Origin of the sequence: Streptomyces dengpaensis (assembly GCF_002946835.1) — a bacterium.
Lineage (GTDB): Bacteria > Actinomycetota > Actinomycetes > Streptomycetales > Streptomycetaceae > Streptomyces > Streptomyces dengpaensis.
Map to the genome: position 1 here is coordinate 2,323,054 of NZ_CP026652.1, position 16,693 is coordinate 2,339,746.

Below are 16,693 nucleotides of genomic sequence, written 5' to 3' on the forward strand. Positions count from 1 at the left end.
GTGCTAGTCCTAGTCCTCAGACCGCCGTCCAGACCGCCCGCGACCTGGGATGTCGCACCGCCGTGCCGGCCGAGCCGCAAGCCATCGCCCGCACCCACCATGTGTCCACATAGCGACGCTGAGTTGACCGGCCTGCACCGGCATGGTGTACTCCGGATCATGACCGACACCTGTGTGCGCCTGTGGCGGAGGGTCCATATGGACCTCGTCCGCTATGCGGGCTGCGTGTGTCGTCCGTCCTGCTGAATTCGCATCCTCCCCTCTTCCGCGCGCCGCCTTTGCGCTACCGCGCGCTCCCACGCGAACCCTCAGGACGGTACGAGTGTCTGTGTCCCCCTCTGCACCCTCTGTCTCCGCACCACCGCACACCCCCACCCAGGCCGACCTGCTCGACTTCGTCCGCCGCACCGCCGCCGACGCCGAGTTGATCGCCTCGCTCCCGCTCGACCCCGAGGGCCGTACGTGGGTGCGTCTCGAAGGCCCGGGCGGCAGTGAGGCCTGGCTGATCGGCTGGCCTCCTGGAACCGGAACCGGCTGGCACGACCACGCCGAATCGGTCGGCGCCTTCATCACGGCGTCGGGCCGACTCAAGGAGAACTCCCTCGCCGCCCGGCTGCCCGCCGACGGCTGGAAGACCCTGGAACTGGCCGAAGGCATGGACAGGGAGCGGACGTTGCCCGCTGGCAAGGGCCGCTCCTTCGGCCGCGACCATGTGCACGAGGTGCTCAACGAGTCCACTGAAGAGCACGCGATCTCGGTCCATGCCTACTACCCGCCCCTCCCGCAGATCCGCCGCTACAGCCGTACGGGCCGGATGCTGCGTCTGGAGCACGTCGAGCGCCCGGAGGACTGGCAGTGAGCGCCCAACGCCCGGTGGGAATCGACGAGTTGCTGGAGCAGGTCCGCGCGGGCCTGGACCGCGTGGAGGCCGAGGAAGCGTACGCAGCCACGCGGGCGGGAGAGGTGCTCCTGGTCGACACCCGGTACGCCGCCCTGCGCGAGCGCGACGGGCTGATCCCCGGCGCCCTCGTCGTCGAACGCAACGAACTGGAGTGGCGACTCGACCCGCAGGGCAGCCACCGCGCCCCGGAAGCCACGAGCCACGATCTGCGGGTCGTCGTGTTCTGCGACGAGGGGTACGCGTCGAGCCTCGCGGCCGTGTCCCTGCGGCAGTTGGGTCTGCGCCGGGCCACCGATCTGGTCGGAGGCTTCCAGGCCTGGAAGGCGGCCGGGTTCCCGGTGACTGCCGCCTAGGCCTGGATCAACCCCACTGCGACCACCGGGAGTTGAGCGGCTCCGCCACATGTCCGGGCACAGGACCGGCAAGCGTCCGCACGTAGGGCCGGGCAAGCGTCCGCACGTAGGGCCGCGCGCATCGCCGGGCAAACGTCCGGGCCCTGAACGCGATCGGCGCCCCCGCGCGTCTACCGTGTTCAGGGCCCGGGATCGTACAACGGCGCGGCTCAGAAGCCCTCGTCCCCGAGCCCCTCCGTGTCCTCGCCCTCTTCTTCCAGCGCCTGGCGGACCACACGCAGGGCCATGCCCTCCGAGTAGCCCTTGCGGGCGAGCATGCCCGCAAGGCGCCGCAGGCGCTTGTCGCGGTCGAGGCCGCGTGTGGAGTGCAGCTTGCGGGTGACCAGCTCGCGCGCGGTCGCCTCCTCCTGCTCGGAGTCGAGCTGCCCGACGGCCTCGTCGATCAGCGTCGAGTCCACACCCTTGGTCCGCAGCTCCCGCGCGAGCGCCCGTCTGGCCAGACCCCGGCCGTGGTGCCGGGACTCCACCCAGGCGTCCGCGAAGGCGCTGTCGTTGATCAGGCCGACCTCCTCGAACCGTGACAGCACCTCGTCCGCCACGTCGTCCGGGATCTCGCGCTTGCGCAGTGCGTCGGCCAGTTGCTTGCGCGTGCGCGGGGTCCCGGTGAGCAGACGCAGACAGATCGCCCGCGCCCGCTCAGCCGGGTCCCCTGGGAGCTCCCCCTTCTCGGCCCTCGACGAGGAAGGGGCGCCTCCGTCCTGTGGGTCGCCGGACGGCTCACCGAAACCGCCACGCCTCCGACGCCCTCGTCCACCACGCGGTCCGCCGTCACCACGCGGTCCGCCATCACCACGCCGACCGCCGCCACGGCGCGAGGCACTACCCGGCGAAGCGTGACCGCCCGGCAGACCGGCACTGCGCCGCGAGCCGCCGCCGGACGAGCCTTCGCCGCCGGCATCGGCGTCCGGATCGCCGCCGTAGAACCGCTCGGCACCATCAAGCCCGTCGTCGGCGCCGTACGTCCCACCGCCGTACGCCATCGCGCCGCCGTACGCCCTGTCACCCTCTCCGGCCGAGCCGCCGTCACTCCCGTCGTGGTACCCCTGCCCTGCCCCCTCCGGGGCGCCAGGGTAGGCGTACTCGGCCCAGTCGGTTCGTCGCGTCATGGACTAGCTCTTGGCCGCCGTGGCCTTGGACTTGGTGGCCTTGGCCGCCGGAGCGGGCACCGTCTTCGCGGCGTCGTCCGGGGCGGCCGAGACCGCCGCGTCCGCGCCCGGCTCGGCGGTGGGCTCCTGGGGCCTCACACCGACGCCCAGCTTCTCCTTGATCTTCTTCTCGATCTCGTTGGCGAGGTCGGGGTTGTCCTTCAGGAAGTTGCGCGCGTTCTCCTTGCCCTGACCGAGCTGGTCGCCCTCGTACGTGTACCAGGCGCCGGCCTTGCGCACGAAGCCGTGCTCCACGCCCATGTCGATCAGGCCGCCCTCGCGGCTGATGCCCTGCCCGTAGAGGATGTCGAACTCGGCCTGCTTGAAAGGCGGCGCGACCTTGTTCTTCACGACCTTGACGCGGGTGCGGTTGCCGACCGCGTCGGTGCCGTCCTTCAGCGTCTCGATGCGACGGATGTCGAGCCGCACCGAAGCGTAGAACTTCAGCGCCCGGCCACCCGTGGTGGTCTCCGGGGAGCCGAACATCACGCCGATCTTCTCGCGGAGCTGGTTGATGAAGATCGCGGTGGTCTTCGACTGGTTGAGCGCGCTGGTGATCTTCCGCAGGGCCTGGCTCATCAGACGGGCCTGCAGACCCACGTGCGAGTCGCCCATCTCGCCCTCGATCTCCGCGCGCGGCACCAGGGCGGCGACGGAGTCGATGACGATGAGGTCGAGTGCGCCGGAGCGGACCAGCATGTCCACGATTTCCAGTGCCTGCTCGCCGTTGTCCGGCTGCGACAGGATCAGGTTGTCGATGTCGACGCCGAGCTTCTTGGCGTACTCGGGGTCGAGGGCGTGCTCGGCGTCCACGAAGGCCACCTGGCCGCCGGCCTTCTGCGCGTTGGCCACCGCGTGCAGGGTCAGGGTCGTCTTACCGGAGGACTCCGGGCCGTACACCTCCACCACTCGGCCGCGCGGCAGGCCGCCGACACCGAGGGCGACGTCGAGCGCGGTCGACCCGGTGGGGATGACCTCGATGGGCTCATTCGGCCGCTCGCCCAGGCGCATCACGGCGCCCTTGCCGAATTGCCGTTCAATCTGTGCGAGCGCGGCGTCGAGCGCCTTCTCGCGGTCGGTTCCTGCCATGGGTTCCACCCGGTTTGCTTGAGTCGATCGCTTCACGTCAAAGACGCTAACGCCTGCCACTGACAATGCGCCCCGACGCCCGTCCGGCCTGTGGATAACTCGGGCACATCTCCATGAAAACCCTGCCGAAATCCCCGTCGAGAGCTCCGCCGGAGCCTCCATAAGAATGGATGTTCGATTTTTGTGTCAAGCGCACCCCACGGCTCTCCGAGAGTACGGGCACGGTCCGACAGTCCCCCGGATTCCCATCAGGACGGGGTCCGGCCCCCGGGCTACTCTCCCGGGCGTACGGCGGGTGCCTTCGGCCGTACGACGACGCGGTGGGGCCTGACCGCGAGTCTTGAGCCATGGAAACCACGAGGTCCCGGTCCCTGATGCCCTTGAAGCCCGCACGGTCACCTGCGCACCTCACGCCGACGCCCTTGAAGCGCTCGGTCCGTCCGGCCGAGCGGCTCTGCTACGCGACGGGCGCCCTGCTCGTTCTCTCGGGATGCGTGCATCTGGTGGTTTTCGCCGTCGACGGCGGCCCCTGGGACGGGCCCGTCTCCTGGCGCAAGCCCGTCACCTTCGGGCTCTCCTTCGGGCTGACGCTGATCGCGGTCACCTGGGTCACGTCGTATCTGCGCGTCGGAACGCGGCTGCGCACCACGCTGCTCGTCGTGTTCGCGGCCGACTGCGTCGTGGAGGTCGGCGGGATCACTCTGCAGGCGTGGCGCCGGGTGCCCTCGCATCTCAACATGGAGACCGGCTTCGACACGGCGGTGTCCATGATGCTCGCGGTGGGCGGCGGGGTTCTCGTGGTGCTGCTCACCGTGTTCGCGATCGCCTCGTTCCGGAGCCGCCCCACGGGCCCCCTGGGGATGCCGCTCGCGCTGCGCTCCGGGTTCGCGGTCCTGCTCGTCGCCCTGCTGTTGGGCGCCGCGATGATCGCGCGCGGGGTCGTCCTCACCCGGACCGGCCACCAGGAGGCGGCATACTACTCGACGGCCCCGCTCAAGCCACTGCACGGAGTGAGCCTGCACGCCGTGCTGGTGCTGCCCGCGCTGTCCTGGCTGCTGTCGCGCGCCTCCTGGAGCGACAGGACCAAGCAGCGGGTGATGTACACGGCGGTCGGCTGCTACGCGGCGGCCGTCGCCGGCGCCGGCGTGTGGGCGGTCCTCACCTGGTGAGCATGCACCTGGTGCATGCACCTGATGAATCTCACCCAGTGAGCCTCACCTGCTGAAGAGCCGCCGCACGCGCGCGCGGAGGGTGACCGACTTCCGCGGCCGGTGCCCCTGCACCCGAGGGTCGTCCGTGACGTCGTACCGCTTCACGTACGCCCCCAGGAAGGCCTGCAGGGTGGCGACGGCGGGGATCGCGATCAACGCGCCGACAGCGCCGAGGAGCGCAGCGCCCGCGACGACCGACCCGAAGGCGACCGCGGGGTGGATGTTGACGGCCTTGGCGGTCAGCTTGGGCTGCAGCACATAGTTCTCGAACTGCTGGTAGACCAACACGAAGATGAGCACCCACAGCGCGTACCAGGGGTCGATCGTGAAGGCGATCAGCATCGGCAGGGCACCCGCGAGATAGGTGCCGATGGTGGGGATGAACTGCGAGACCAGACCGACCCAGACGCCGAGCACGGGCGCGTAGGGCACGCCCAGGAACTCCAGCAGGATGTAGTGGGCTACGCCTGAGATCAGCGCCATCAGACCGCGTGAGTACAGATAGCCGCCGGTCTTGTCGACGGCTATCTCCCACGCGCGCAGCACCTCGGCCTGCCGGGCGGGCGGCAGCACCGAGCACAGCGCGCGCCGCAGCCGCGGCCCGTCGGCGGCGAAGTAGAACGAGAACAGCGCGATCGTCAGCAGCTGGAAGAGGCCGCCCAGCACCTGCGCGGAGACGTCCAGGACGCCCGTGGCGCTGTTCTGCACATACTTCCGCAGCCAGTCGGATTTGAGCAGGCTGTCCTGGATATCCACCCGTTTCAGGTCGGTGCGGAAATGTGCGTTGATCCAGTTGATGACCGAGTCGAGGTAGCCGGGGAACCCCTCGACCAACTTGATGATCTGGCCCGCGAGCATCGAACCGAGCAGCGCGAAGAACCCGGCGATCGCGATCGTCGAGCCGAGAAAGACGAGGAAGGTGGCCAGTCCCCTGCGCAGACCGCGCGAGGCCATCCAGCTCACCGCGGGCTCGACGGCGAGCGCCAGGAAGAACGCGATGAGGATGTTGATCAGCAGACCGGTGAGCTGATGGAACGCCCAGCTACCCAGCTGGAAAACGGCAATGAGTGCCAGGGCGAGCACCATCGCGCGCGGCAGCCAGCGGGGCATGCGCCCGCCGGGCACGGCCGCGTCCCCGGTCGGAGGGCCGGTGGGCGGCGTCGTGCCGAGCGGTGATGCCTGCTGGGCGACCTGCGCGGTCTCGTCTGTCGGGGCCACGGTGCAAGTCTCCCCGACGCCACCGACAATTGGCCCCCGCCCCCGGATCTTCTGGTTCCCGCCCCCGGATCTTCGTGACCTGTCAGCGTTTTTCGTACGGAATGTTCATGGTCGTGCACACCGCGCGCCACACGTCCTTGGCCTCCCAGCCAGCGTTCAGCGCCTCGTGGACGGTGCGCCCGCCGAGCTCCGTCATCACGTGATCGCGCGCGAAGGTGTCGGCGTACCCCTCACCGAAGTGATCTGCCATCCGCTGCCAAAAGACCGTCAACCGCATGCCTCCAGTATCCCGCCCCTGAGAGTGGGCCCGAGCCGGGAGCGCTTGCCGAGACCGCTTTCCGTCCTACGGTCTGACGCATGGCCGAAACAGGAGCATCCCCACTCCCCCCGACGCCGGCACACTCCCCGCTGTCCCGCGCCGAGCACTTCATCTGGCTCACCGCGCGCGTGCTGGAGCAGCGCCGCTTCGCCTACCACTTCCTCGGCGGCGGCGCCGACGCCGTGGAGACCGCGCTGGCCGCCTACCGCAACGACGACGAAGGGTACGGTCACGCGCTCGAACCCGATCTGCGCGGCCCGGTCAGCCAGCCGCTGCACACCGGGCACGCGCTGCGCGTGCTGGACTCGATCGGGCGCTGCGGCGGACAGCGCGTGGAGCGCGTGTGCCGCTATCTGACGTCCGTGTCGACGGCGGAGGGCGCGCTGCCGGCGATCCGTCCCAGCCAACGCGGCTATCCGGCGGCTCCCTTCGTACCGATCGTCGACGACCCGCCGAGCGAGCTCCTCGCCACCGGGCCGGTGGTGGGCCTGCTGCACCGCAACGAGGTGTGGCACGCCTGGCTGTTCCGGGCCACCGACTTCTGCTGGCACGCGGTCGAGTCCCTGGCCAAGTCCCACCCCTACGAGATCGAGGCGGCCGTCGCCTTCCTGGACTCCGCGCCCGACCGCCCGCGCGCGGAGGCGGCGGCCGACCGTCTGGGCCGCCTGGTGCGCGAGCACCGGCTCGCTGTGCTGGACCCCGAGCGCCTTGAGAGGTTTCCCGTCGCGTCCGGTTACGCGCCGTGCGAGCACCACTTCCCGCACGACTACGCGAAGACTCCCGACTCTCTCGCGCGCGCGTGGTTCACCGACGAGGAGATGACGCGCTCGCTCGACCACCTGGCGGACGAGCAGGAGGAGGACGGCGGCTGGCCGGTCCTGTGGCGTCAGTGGGCGCCGGGCACCGCCCTGGAGTGCCGCCCCATGGTGACGATCGAGGCGCTGCGCACGCTACGGGCGTACGGACGGTCCATCGGCTGACGTCAGGGGGCGCGCGTACGGGCCGACGAACGGCGTGACTCGCCGGAAGCTCCATGCAGTCGGCGAGCCCTCGAAGGACCGGACGTCAGCCGGTCATCGCCCGCACCCCTGCCGTCACCACCACCGCCGCGGCGACCACGAGCAGGAAGGGGGCCCGCAGGATCAGTGCGACGGCAGCCGCCGCGAGTCCCGCGGCCTTCGCGTCCAGGACCAGGACACGCCCGTCGGCGAAGGTCTGCTGTGCCGTGAGGGCGGCGAGGAGGGCGACGGGCACCAGGGCGGCGAGGCGCTGCACGAACGGCCGCTCCAGTACGCCTGCGGGAACCAGCAGCCCGATGAGTTTGACGGCGTAGCAGCCGACGGCGGTCACGCCGATGGCGATCCAGATGTTCAACGGTCTTCCCTTGGTGCGTCGTTGGCGGTCTTCACACTGCGCCGCCCCGCTACGTAGAGGGCGGCTGGAGCGGCCAGCGCGGCCACGAGTACGGGAACTCCGGCGGGCAGCACGGGCAGCAGACCGAGCCCCAGGAGGACGGCGACACCCGCGACCGCGCGCTCCGTTGTGGTCTTCAGCATCGGCGCGAGCAGGGCCAGGAAGACGGCGGGCCCGGCGGCGTCCAGGCCCCATGCGTCGGTGTCGCCGATGGCTTCGGCTCCGAGGGCGCCGAGCAGGGTGGTGAGGTTCCACAGCACGTACAGGGAGAGCCCGGTGACGGTGAAGCCGATGCGGACGCTGCGGCGGGTGGGCTGGGCGAGCGCGACCGCCGTGGTCTCGTCGATGACCCACTGCGCGGCGAACGGACGCACCGCGCGCGGGAGGGCGAGCAGTTGCGACAGGCGCAGCCCGTAGAAGGCGTTGCGGACCCCGAGGAAGAAGGCGCCCGCGGCCGCCGTGAGGGGGTTGCCCCCGGCCGCGAGCGCGCCCACGAGCGCGAACTGCGAGGCGCCGGTGAACACCAGGAGGCTGAGCGCGCAGGTCTGCAGCAGCGTGAGCCCGCTGCCGGCCGAGGTCACCCCGAAGGCGAACCCGGACAGTCCGACGGCGACGCCGACACCTAGGGCGTCCCGGACGACGGCGGCGTCGGGTTTTCCGCCTTCTTCACTGCGTATGTCTGCGAGAGCTGTCTGTTCTGCCACGCCCTGGACCGTAGGCGCAGCCGCTGGTCACCGTCTTGTACGTTCTTGCGCTCGCGTACGTTCCTGCGCTCGCGCTGGTAGGCGCCCGGGGGCACGCCCACGATCCGGGTGAAGTGCCGATGGAGGTGCGGCTGGTCGGTGAAGCCGACGGCGACGGCCACCTCGGCAGGCGCGGAACCTGCGTCCAGGAGGTGGCGTGCCCGGCGTACGCGAGCGTCGGTCAGCCAGGTGTGCGGCGGCATGCCGTAGGCGTCCCGGAACGCGCGCAGCAGCGCGAACGGGCTGGTGCCGAGATCGGCGGCGAGCCTCTCCAGGGTCGGCGGCTCGGCCATCCGCTCCTCCAGCACGGCACGCGCGCGTGCGGCGATGCGGGCGCCCGCGGTGTGCACGGCCCGCTGCGGGAGCGGGCCTCCGTTCAGGCGCAGCAGCCGGGTCACGGCCACCCGCAGCAGGGTGTCGGCGGCGAGCGCGTTGCCCTCCTCCGTGGCCCGCAGCACCTGGTGGACCAGGCCCGCCGCATACGGGTCGTCGAGCACCGGACTAGTGAATCCGGGGGTGCCGCGGATGGTGGTGGTCTCGGCGGCGATCCCGGCCACCAGTTCCGGCGACGGGTACACCGCCCCGTACCGCCAGCCCTCGGGGACGCCCGCGCGGCCCGTGTGCGGAGTGTCCGGGTTGACGAGTGCCAGGGCACCCGGGCCCACGTACTGGTCGGCACCGCCGTGGTGGAAGACCTCGACACCGTCGGCGATGGCGGCGATGACGAAGTTTTCGTGGGTGTGCCGCACGAAGATCTTTTCGACGTAGCTGGCCCGCAGCAGGTCGACGCCGGGCAGTTCCGCGTACTGCCAGTGCCGTGCCCGTTCCGCCCAAGCCGCCATGCCCCCATTTTGCGTCAGCGGCCGAAGGCACCTCGCGGCCGGCGTCCGGCAGCCCGCGGGATCGGCCCGCACTGCCGCACCTCATTCCCTCGCGGCACGACCGCCGCCCCATCCCTCGCGCCCCCGCCGCACGACCGCCACTCGCTCACCGCCACGGCATTTGCGCAGGTCAGGTCCATTGTCAGTGGGCGGGTGCAGGATGGACGCATGGTCAGTTCCACGCACCGAGCCCTCGACGGCTTCTCCCTCGCGACCCGCGGCTGGTTCACGGGGGCCTTCTCCGCGCCCACCGCGGCCCAGGCCGGGGCGTGGTCGGCCATCGGTGCGGGGTCGGACGTCCTCGTGGTCGCCCCGACGGGCTCGGGCAAGACTCTGGCCGCGTTCCTCGCCGCGCTCGACCAGCTGGCCTCGACCCCGCCGCCGGCCGACCCCAAGAAGCGCTGCCGGGTGCTGTACGTCTCACCGTTGAAGGCCCTCGCGGTGGACGTGGAGCGGAATCTGCGCAGCCCGCTGACCGGCATCCGGCAGGAGGCCGTGCGGCGCGGGCTGCCCGAGCCCGAGGTCAAGGTGGGCATCCGCTCGGGCGACACCCCTGCCGCCGAGCGCCGAGCACTGGCCACGCGCCCGCCGGACATCCTGATCACGACCCCCGAGTCACTGTTCCTGATGCTGACGTCGGCCACGCGCGACGCGTTGACAGGCATCGAGACGGTGATCCTGGACGAGGTGCACGCAGTGGCGGGCACGAAGCGCGGCGCCCATCTCGCGCTCACCCTGGAGCGCCTCGACGAGTTGCTGCCGAAGCCTGCGCGCCGCATCGGCCTGTCCGCCACCGTGCGCCCGGTGGACGAGGTCGCCCGCTATCTCTCGCCGCGCCGCAAGGTGGAGATCGTCCAGCCGAAGTCCGGCAAGGAGTTCGACCTCTCCGTGGTCGTCCCGGTGGAGGACTTGGGCGAATTGGGCGGCTCCCCGGTCGCCGATGCCAATGAGGGCGCCGAGAAGCCCTCCATCTGGCCACATGTCGAGGAGCGGATCACCGACCTCGTCCAGTCCCACCGTTCCACGATCGTGTTCGCCAACTCCCGCCGCCTGGCCGAGCGCCTGTGCAACCGGCTCAACGAGATCGCGTACGAGAGGGCGACCGGCGAGCCTCTTGAGGTGGCCCATGCGCCGGCCCAGCTGATGGGCGGCTCGGGCGCGGCCCAGGGTGCTCCGCCCGTCATCGCCCGCGCCCACCACGGCTCCGTCTCCAAGGAGCAGCGGGCGCTCGTCGAGGAGGACCTGAAGGCGGGTCGCCTGCCCGCGGTGGTCGCCACCTCCAGCCTCGAACTGGGCATCGACATGGGCGCGGTGGACCTCGTCATCCAGGTGGAGTCGCCGCCCTCCGTGGCCTCCGGGCTCCAGCGCGTGGGGCGCGCGGGCCACCAGGTGGGCGCGGTCTCCACCGGCGTGGTGTTCCCGAAGTACCGGGGTGACCTGGTGCAGGCGGCCGTGGTCACCGAGCGGATGCGCACCGGCTCCATCGAGTCCCTCCGGGTCCCCGCCAATCCCCTGGACGTGCTGGCCCAGCAGCTCGTCGCCATGACCGCGCTCGACACCTGGCAAGTTGACGACCTGCTCGCCACGGTCCGGCGGGCGGCGCCGTTCGCCTCGCTCCCGGAGTCGGCGTTCACCGCCGTGCTCGACATGCTCGCGGGCCGCTATCCGTCCGACGCCTTCGCGGAGCTCAGGCCCCGCGTGGTGTGGGACCGCGTCGCCGGTACGGTCACCGGCCGCCCCGGTGCGCAGCGTCTCGCCGTGACCTCCGGGGGCACGATCCCCGACCGAGGACTCTTCGGGGTCTTCCTCGCCGGAGCCGATCCCAAGAAGGGCGGCGGCCGGGTCGGCGAACTCGATGAGGAAATGGTCTACGAGTCGCGCGTCGGCGATGTCTTCACGCTCGGCACAAGCTCCTGGCGCATCGAGGACATCACCCGCGACCGCGTCCTGGTCTCCCCCGCGCCCGGCGTCCCCGGCAGGCTCCCCTTCTGGAAGGGAGACCAGCTGGGACGTCCGCTCGAACTGGGCCGTGCGGTCGGCGCGTTCCTCCGCGAGGTCGGCTCGCTCCCGAAGGACGACGCCCGGCTCCGTCTGCTCGCCGCGGGACTCGACGCCTGGGCGGCGGACAATGTGCTCTCGTATCTCGCCGAACAGCGCGAGGCATGCGGGCACATCCCGGACGACCGGACCATCGTCGTCGAGCGGTTCCGCGACGAGCTGGGCGACTGGCGGGTTGTCGTGCACTCCCCCTTCGGCGCCCAGGTCCACGCCCCCTGGGCCCTCGCGCTGGGCGCCAAGCTCTCCGAGCGGTACGGCATGGACGCCCAGGTCATGCACGCCGACGACGGCATCGTGCTGCGCCTGCCCGACGCGGACCTGATGGGCCTGGACCTGCTCGACCAGACGCCCATGAAGGCGGGCACGGAGTACGACGCGGATCAGGCGCCCGTCGGCGCGGCGGACGTCGCCTTCGACAAGGGCGAGGTCGACCAGATCGTCACCGACCAGGTGGGCAGCTCGGCTCTGTTCGCGTCGCGCTTCCGCGAGTGCGCCGCCCGCGCACTGCTGCTGCCGCGCCGCAACCCCGGCAAGCGCACCCCGCTGTGGCAGCAGCGGCAGCGCGCGGCCCAACTGCTTCAGGTGGCCAGCGAGTTCGGTTCGTTCCCGATCGTTCTCGAGGCGGTCCGTGAATGCCTCCAGGACGTTTTCGACGTCCCGGGCCTCACGGAGCTGATGGGCGACATCGAGTCCCGCAAGGTGCGCCTCGTCGAGGTCACCACACCGGAGCCGTCACCGTTCGCCCGCTCCTTGCTCTTCGGGTACGTCGCCCAGTTCCTGTACGAGGGTGACTCGCCGCTCGCCGAACGGCGTGCGGCGGCTCTTTCTCTGGACTCGCGACTCCTTGCCGAGCTCCTCGGCCAGGCCGAGCTGCGCGAGCTCCTCGACGCCGACGTCCTGACCGAGCTGGAGCGGGAGCTCCAGTGGCTCACGGAGGACCGGCGCGTCAAGGACACCGAAGGTGTCGCCGACCTGTTGCGGCTGCTGGGCCCGCTCAGCGACGCCGAGCTGGCCGAGCGGGGTGCCGAACCGCAATGGGCCCAGGAGTTGGCCGCCGCCCGCCGCGCCATCCGGGTCCGGATCGCCGGGGCCGACCACTGGGCGGCGATCGAGGACGCCGGCCGGCTGCGGGACGCACTCGGTACGGCGCTGCCCGTCGGCGTCCCGGAGGCCTTCACCGAGCCGGTCAAGGACCCGCTCGGCGACCTCCTCGCGCGGTACGCGCGCACCCATGGCCCGTTCACCTCGACGACGGCCGCCGCCCGCTTCGGTCTCGGTACGGCCGTCACGGACGGAGCGCTGCAGCGACTGGCCGCGAGCGGCCGTGTCGTACAAGGGGAGTTCCATCCGGCGGGCATCGGCCAGGAGTGGTGTGATGCGGCGGTGCTGCGCAGGTTGCGGCGCCGTTCGCTCGCGGCCCTGCGCCACGAACTGGAGCCAGTGCCGCCCGCCGCGCTCGCGCAGTTCCTGCCGCAGTGGCAACACGTGGGCAGCGGGCACGGACTGCGCGGAATCGATGGACTGGTGCGCGCCATCGAGCAGTTGCAGGGTGCGTCTGTCCCCGCGTCCGCGCTGGAGAAGCTCGTCCTGCCGTCCCGGGTCGCCGGTTACACCCCGGCGATGCTCGATGAACTCACGGCCGCTGGGGAGGTCGTCTGGGCCGGGGCGGGATCACTGCCCGGCAAGGACGGCTGGGTCTCGCTGTATCTGGCGGACGCGGCTCCCCTGCTCCTGCCGGCCCCGCACCCCCTGGAGCTGACCGCGCTCCACCAGTCGGTCCTGGACGCCCTGTCCGGTGGCTACGGCCTCTTCTTCCGCCAGATCGCCGACCAGGTGCGCGCCACCACGCATCCCGACGCCACCGATCCCCAACTGGCGGACGCCGTCTGGGACCTGGCCTGGTCCGGACGCCTCACGAACGACACGCTCGCGCCGATGCGCGCCCTCCTGGGCTCGGGCCGCACCGCCGGGTCCACCGCCCACCGCGCCAAGCGCTCGCTCCCGCGCGGGCGCTACGGCTCCCTGACCGGCGCCGCCCGCCCCCAGTCCCGTACCGGCCCGCCGACCGTGGCCGGACGCTGGTCGCTGCTCCCCGAGCGCGAGCCCGACCCCACGGTGCGCGGCCATGCCCTGGCCCGCACGCTGCTCGACCGGCACGGGGTGGTGACCCGGGGCGCCGTCGCCGCGGAGGGCGTCGAGGGCGGCTTCTCCGCGGTGTACCGCATCCTGTCCGCCTTCGAGGACAGCGGCCAGGCACGCCGCGGCTATGTGGTCGAAGGTCTCGGCGCCGCCCAGTTCGCGATGGACGGAGCGGTGGACCGCCTGCGCGCGGCGGCGAACGCTCGGGACCGGGGCGAAACCCTGTCCGAGCCGCCCCTCCCGAACGGTTTCCCGGGCGCTCACGGATTCCCCGGCGGCCGAAGCGGCGCGAACGCCCCGGGGTTCCCCGGCGACCGTGCCTCCGCGCACACCCCAGGTTTCCCCGGGGACCCAGATCCGGAGGACACCCTCGGCTACCCAGCCGACCTCGACACGGCGAACGCCTCTGGCTTCCCCGACGGCTCCGGGTTCCCTGACAGCTCCGGGTTCCTGGACGACCCAGGCTTCGCCGACGACCACAGCTTCTCGGCAGACTCGACCTTTGCGGCCCGCTCGCCCCACACCAACGGTTCCACGTACTCCAACAGCTCCGCCTACGCCAACAGCCCGGCCTTCTCGAACAACCGTGCCCGCACCCGCGCGACGTCGTCGGCCGTGGTCCTGGCCGCCGCCGACCCCGCCAACGCCTTCGGCGCGGCCCTCCCCTGGCCCGAGCCCCCGACCGGCGCCGGGCACAAGCCGGGCCGAAAGGCGGGCTCCCTGGTCGTGCTCGTCGACGGCGAGCTGACCCTGTACATGGAGCGCGGCGGCAAGACCCTGCTGGCCTGGCCCGCCGACCCGCACGGCGCGGTCTTGGAGGACATACGCCTGCGCGCCGCCGCCGAAGCCCTCGCCGCGGCGGCCCGCGCGGGCTCCCTCGGCACGGTCACGGTAGAGCGCGTCAACGGCGCGTCCGCGCTCACTTCCCCCGTCGGCACCCTCCTGGAAGGAGCAGGCTTCATCGCAACCCCCCGCGGACTGCGCCTCCGCGCCTGAGCCCCCTGGCAGATGCCCGCACAGGCGCCGCACACGGACACCCGAACGGAGACCCAACGCCGCACACGGCCACCCACGCCGGCACCGCACAGGCGCCCGGCAACCAACCCCCGCATCAGCACCCCGGATCATCGCCCCCGGCAAACCCTCGACCCATGCAACCCTGGACCCATGCCCGAAGGAGACACCGTCTGGCAGACCGCGAGGCGCCTGCACATCGCCCTCGCGGGAAAGGTGCTGACCCGTTCCGACCTACGGGTGCCCAAGTACGCCACCGCCGACCTCACCGGTCGCACCGTGCTGGACGTCACCCCGCGCGGCAAGCACCTCCTCACCCGGATCGAGGGCGGGCTGACCCTGCACTCGCATCTGCGGATGGACGGTTCGTGGAAGGTGTACGCGAGCGGCCAGCGCTGGAGCGGCGGTCCCACGCACCAGATCAGGGCCATCCTCGGCACCGCGGACCGCACGGCGGTCGGTTACCGCCTCCCGGTACTCGAGCTGCTGCGCACCACCGACGAGGACCGCGCGGTCGGCCACCTCGGCCCCGACCTCCTCGGCCCGGACTGGGACCCGGACAAGGCCCTCGAAAACCTCCTGCGCGACTCGGCCCGCCCCCTCGGCGAAGCCCTGCTCGACCAACGCAATCTCGCCGGCATCGGCAACGTCTACAAGAGCGAACTGTGCTTTCTCCTCGGCGCCACCCCCTGGCTCCCCATCGGCGACCTGCCCGCCGACCGGGCTGCCCAACTGCCGGCCCTCGCCAAGAAGCTCCTCGAAGCCAACCGAGACCGTCCGGCCCGCAGCACCACGGGCCGCCGCGACCAGAACCTCTTCGCGTACGGCCGCACACCCCGCCCCTGTCTACGCTGCCGCACCCCGATCCGAGCGGCGGACCAGGGCGACGGTTCGCGCGAGCGCCCCACTTACTGGTGCCCGACCTGCCAGAAGGGCCCGACGCCGCCGCCGCGCCCCACCCCGCCACCGGGCGCCGTCCGATCCCGTACAAGCCCGCGACGTACGACTAATTGACGACCCGTCAGAATCCCTCGTACCGTCCGTTCATGCCCCTCAAGGCGTACGACCTCTCCGGACGCACGGCGTTCGTCACCGGCGCCGCCAGCGGCATCGGCCGCGCCTCCGCCGTCCTGCTCGCGGAGGCGGGCGCGACCGTCCACTGCGCGGACCGCGACGCGCAGGGCCTGCACGAGACGGCGACCCTCATCAAGGACCGGGGCGGCACCGCGCACACCCACCCGCTCGACGTCACCGACCGCACCCAGCTCCAGCAGGCGGTGGCATCCTGCGAACGCCTCGACGTCATGGCGGCGGTCGCCGGGATCATGCACAGCAGCCCCGTCCTGGAGACCCGTGACGAGGACCTCGACCGAGTACTGAGCGTCAACTTCAAGGGAGTTCTGTACGCCTGCCAGGAGGCCGCCCGTCGCATGATCGCGCAGAGCATCCGAGGCAGCGTCATCACGATGGCGTCGGGCGCCATAGACACCGGCGGTCCGGGCCTGTTCTGCTACGGAGCGGCCAAGGCGGCCGTCGTACAGCTGACGAAGACCTTGGCAGCCGAGGTCGGCCAGTACGGCATCCGCGTCAACGCGGTCGCGCCCGGCTGGACCCGGACGCCGATGACCGACCGTCAAGGGGAGGCGCAGGCGCACACGGAGGCGTTCATGGCCCGGCTGTCACCGCTGGGCCGGGTCGGCGAACCGGAGGACATCGCCCACGCCGTGCTGCATCTGGCCTCCGACGCCTCGACGTTCACCACGGGCCAGATCCTCCGCCCCAACGGCGGCGTCGCGATGCCCTGGTAGCCCCGCACCGCAGCGCACGCCCCATTCACGCCATCCACCCCCGAGCACGACGCGCACGCCCGTCACCCGTACGCCCGCGCAGGACACACACGCCCCACCGACCCGACCGGCAGGCACCACATAACATGCACGCCCCTCACCGCCAGGCCCACGCACGACGGGCACGCCCCTCACCCGCCCGCCAGCGCACAACACGCACACCCCTCACCCGCACACCCCTCACCCGCACGCCCGCGCAGGACACACACGCCCCACCGACCGCCAGCCACCACTCAACACGCACGCCCCTCACCGCCACGCCCACACCCGCCCAACGGCGCACGCTCCCCATCCGCACGCCC

15 protein-coding genes are annotated in these 16,693 nt (G+C 71.6%); 8 read left to right on the forward strand and 7 right to left on the reverse strand.

Annotated elements, in window-relative coordinates; genetic code table 11:
* The first annotated feature begins 159 nt into the window (after positions 1-159).
* From C4B68_RS44390 to C4B68_RS10450, 3 genes are all read left to right on the forward strand, one after another.
* Positions 160-246 carry a putative leader peptide gene (locus C4B68_RS44390; RefSeq protein WP_313960178.1) on the forward strand — a complete coding sequence of 29 codons (87 nt, stop codon included), beginning with the start codon at positions 160-162 and terminating at the stop codon, positions 244-246.
* Between the two features lie 76 nt (positions 247-322).
* Entirely contained in the window at positions 323-859 is a 537-nt protein-coding gene (locus C4B68_RS10445) for a cupin domain-containing protein (RefSeq protein ID WP_240634291.1), read from the forward strand.
* Positions 856-1,254: a rhodanese-like domain-containing protein gene (locus tag C4B68_RS10450; RefSeq protein ID WP_373682245.1), complete on the forward strand. Its 399-nt coding sequence runs from the start codon at positions 856-858 to the stop codon at positions 1,252-1,254. The genes C4B68_RS10445 and C4B68_RS10450 overlap by 4 nt, the downstream gene beginning before the upstream one ends.
* A 209-nt stretch (positions 1,255-1,463) precedes the next feature.
* On the opposite strand, the gene recX is transcribed toward C4B68_RS10450, so the two are convergent.
* Both recX and recA read right to left on the reverse strand, forming a co-directional pair.
* A complete protein-coding gene (gene recX / locus C4B68_RS10455) occupies positions 1,464-2,420 on the reverse strand; it encodes a recombination regulator RecX (protein ID WP_099503968.1) in 957 nt (318 codons plus the stop codon).
* Positions 2,421-2,423: 3 nt separating this feature from the next.
* Positions 2,424-3,548, reverse strand: a complete 1,125-nt coding sequence (recA, locus tag C4B68_RS10460; RefSeq protein ID WP_099503970.1) for a recombinase RecA — start codon at positions 3,546-3,548, stop codon at positions 2,424-2,426.
* Positions 3,549-3,922: 374 nt separating this feature from the next.
* Between recA and C4B68_RS10465 the strand changes: the two genes are divergently transcribed.
* Positions 3,923-4,717: a hypothetical protein gene (locus tag C4B68_RS10465; RefSeq protein WP_180289323.1), complete on the forward strand. Its 795-nt coding sequence runs from the start codon at positions 3,923-3,925 to the stop codon at positions 4,715-4,717.
* Positions 4,718-4,762: 45 nt separating this feature from the next.
* Here the strand turns inward: C4B68_RS10465 and C4B68_RS10470 are convergent, their stop codons facing one another.
* Positions 4,763-5,977 carry an AI-2E family transporter gene (locus tag C4B68_RS10470; RefSeq protein WP_099503972.1) on the reverse strand — a complete coding sequence of 405 codons (1,215 nt, stop codon included), beginning with the start codon at positions 5,975-5,977 and terminating at the stop codon, positions 4,763-4,765.
* 82 nt (positions 5,978-6,059) lie between these two features.
* Positions 6,060-6,254 carry a DUF3046 domain-containing protein gene (locus C4B68_RS10475; protein WP_099503974.1) on the reverse strand — a complete coding sequence of 65 codons (195 nt, stop codon included), beginning with the start codon at positions 6,252-6,254 and terminating at the stop codon, positions 6,060-6,062.
* A gap of 80 nt (positions 6,255-6,334) precedes the next feature.
* Here C4B68_RS10475 and C4B68_RS10480 point away from each other — a divergent pair, with 80 nt between their 5' ends.
* Positions 6,335-7,276: a hypothetical protein gene (locus tag C4B68_RS10480; RefSeq protein ID WP_099503975.1), complete on the forward strand. Its 942-nt coding sequence runs from the start codon at positions 6,335-6,337 to the stop codon at positions 7,274-7,276.
* 85 nt (positions 7,277-7,361) lie between these two features.
* Here C4B68_RS10480 and C4B68_RS10485 read toward each other — a convergent pair whose 3' ends face one another.
* From C4B68_RS10485 to C4B68_RS10495, 3 genes are read right to left on the reverse strand one after another with little or no spacing between them, the layout of a single operon-like run.
* The gene (locus C4B68_RS10485; protein ID WP_099503977.1) at positions 7,362-7,670 is read right to left on the reverse strand and encodes an AzlD domain-containing protein; all 309 of its coding nucleotides are present in this window, start codon (positions 7,668-7,670) and stop codon (positions 7,362-7,364) included.
* Positions 7,667-8,413, reverse strand: a complete 747-nt coding sequence (locus C4B68_RS10490) for an AzlC family ABC transporter permease (RefSeq protein ID WP_099503979.1) — start codon at positions 8,411-8,413, stop codon at positions 7,667-7,669. The genes C4B68_RS10485 and C4B68_RS10490 overlap by 4 nt, the downstream gene beginning before the upstream one ends.
* On the reverse strand, positions 8,332-9,294 hold the full coding sequence (locus tag C4B68_RS10495; protein WP_099503981.1) for an AraC family transcriptional regulator: 963 nt from the start codon (positions 9,292-9,294) through the stop codon (positions 8,332-8,334). Before C4B68_RS10495 ends, C4B68_RS10490 begins: the two co-directional genes overlap by 82 nt.
* Positions 9,295-9,501: 207 nt before the next feature.
* On the opposite strand from C4B68_RS10495, the gene C4B68_RS10500 reads away from it, so the two are divergent.
* The 3 genes from C4B68_RS10500 to C4B68_RS10510 all read left to right on the forward strand — a co-directional run bounded on the left by C4B68_RS10500 (position 9,502) and on the right by C4B68_RS10510 (position 16,352).
* Complete coding sequence (locus tag C4B68_RS10500) at positions 9,502-14,526, forward strand: ATP-dependent helicase (RefSeq protein ID WP_099503983.1); 5,025 nt, start codon at positions 9,502-9,504, stop codon at positions 14,524-14,526.
* Positions 14,527-14,697: 171 nt separating this feature from the next.
* Positions 14,698-15,558 carry an Fpg/Nei family DNA glycosylase gene (locus C4B68_RS10505; protein WP_099503985.1) on the forward strand — a complete coding sequence of 287 codons (861 nt, stop codon included), beginning with the start codon at positions 14,698-14,700 and terminating at the stop codon, positions 15,556-15,558.
* A 32-nt stretch (positions 15,559-15,590) separates the two neighbouring features.
* A complete protein-coding gene (locus C4B68_RS10510; protein WP_099503987.1) occupies positions 15,591-16,352 on the forward strand; it encodes an SDR family NAD(P)-dependent oxidoreductase in 762 nt (253 codons plus the stop codon).
* Positions 16,353-16,693: the final 341 nt, after the last annotated feature.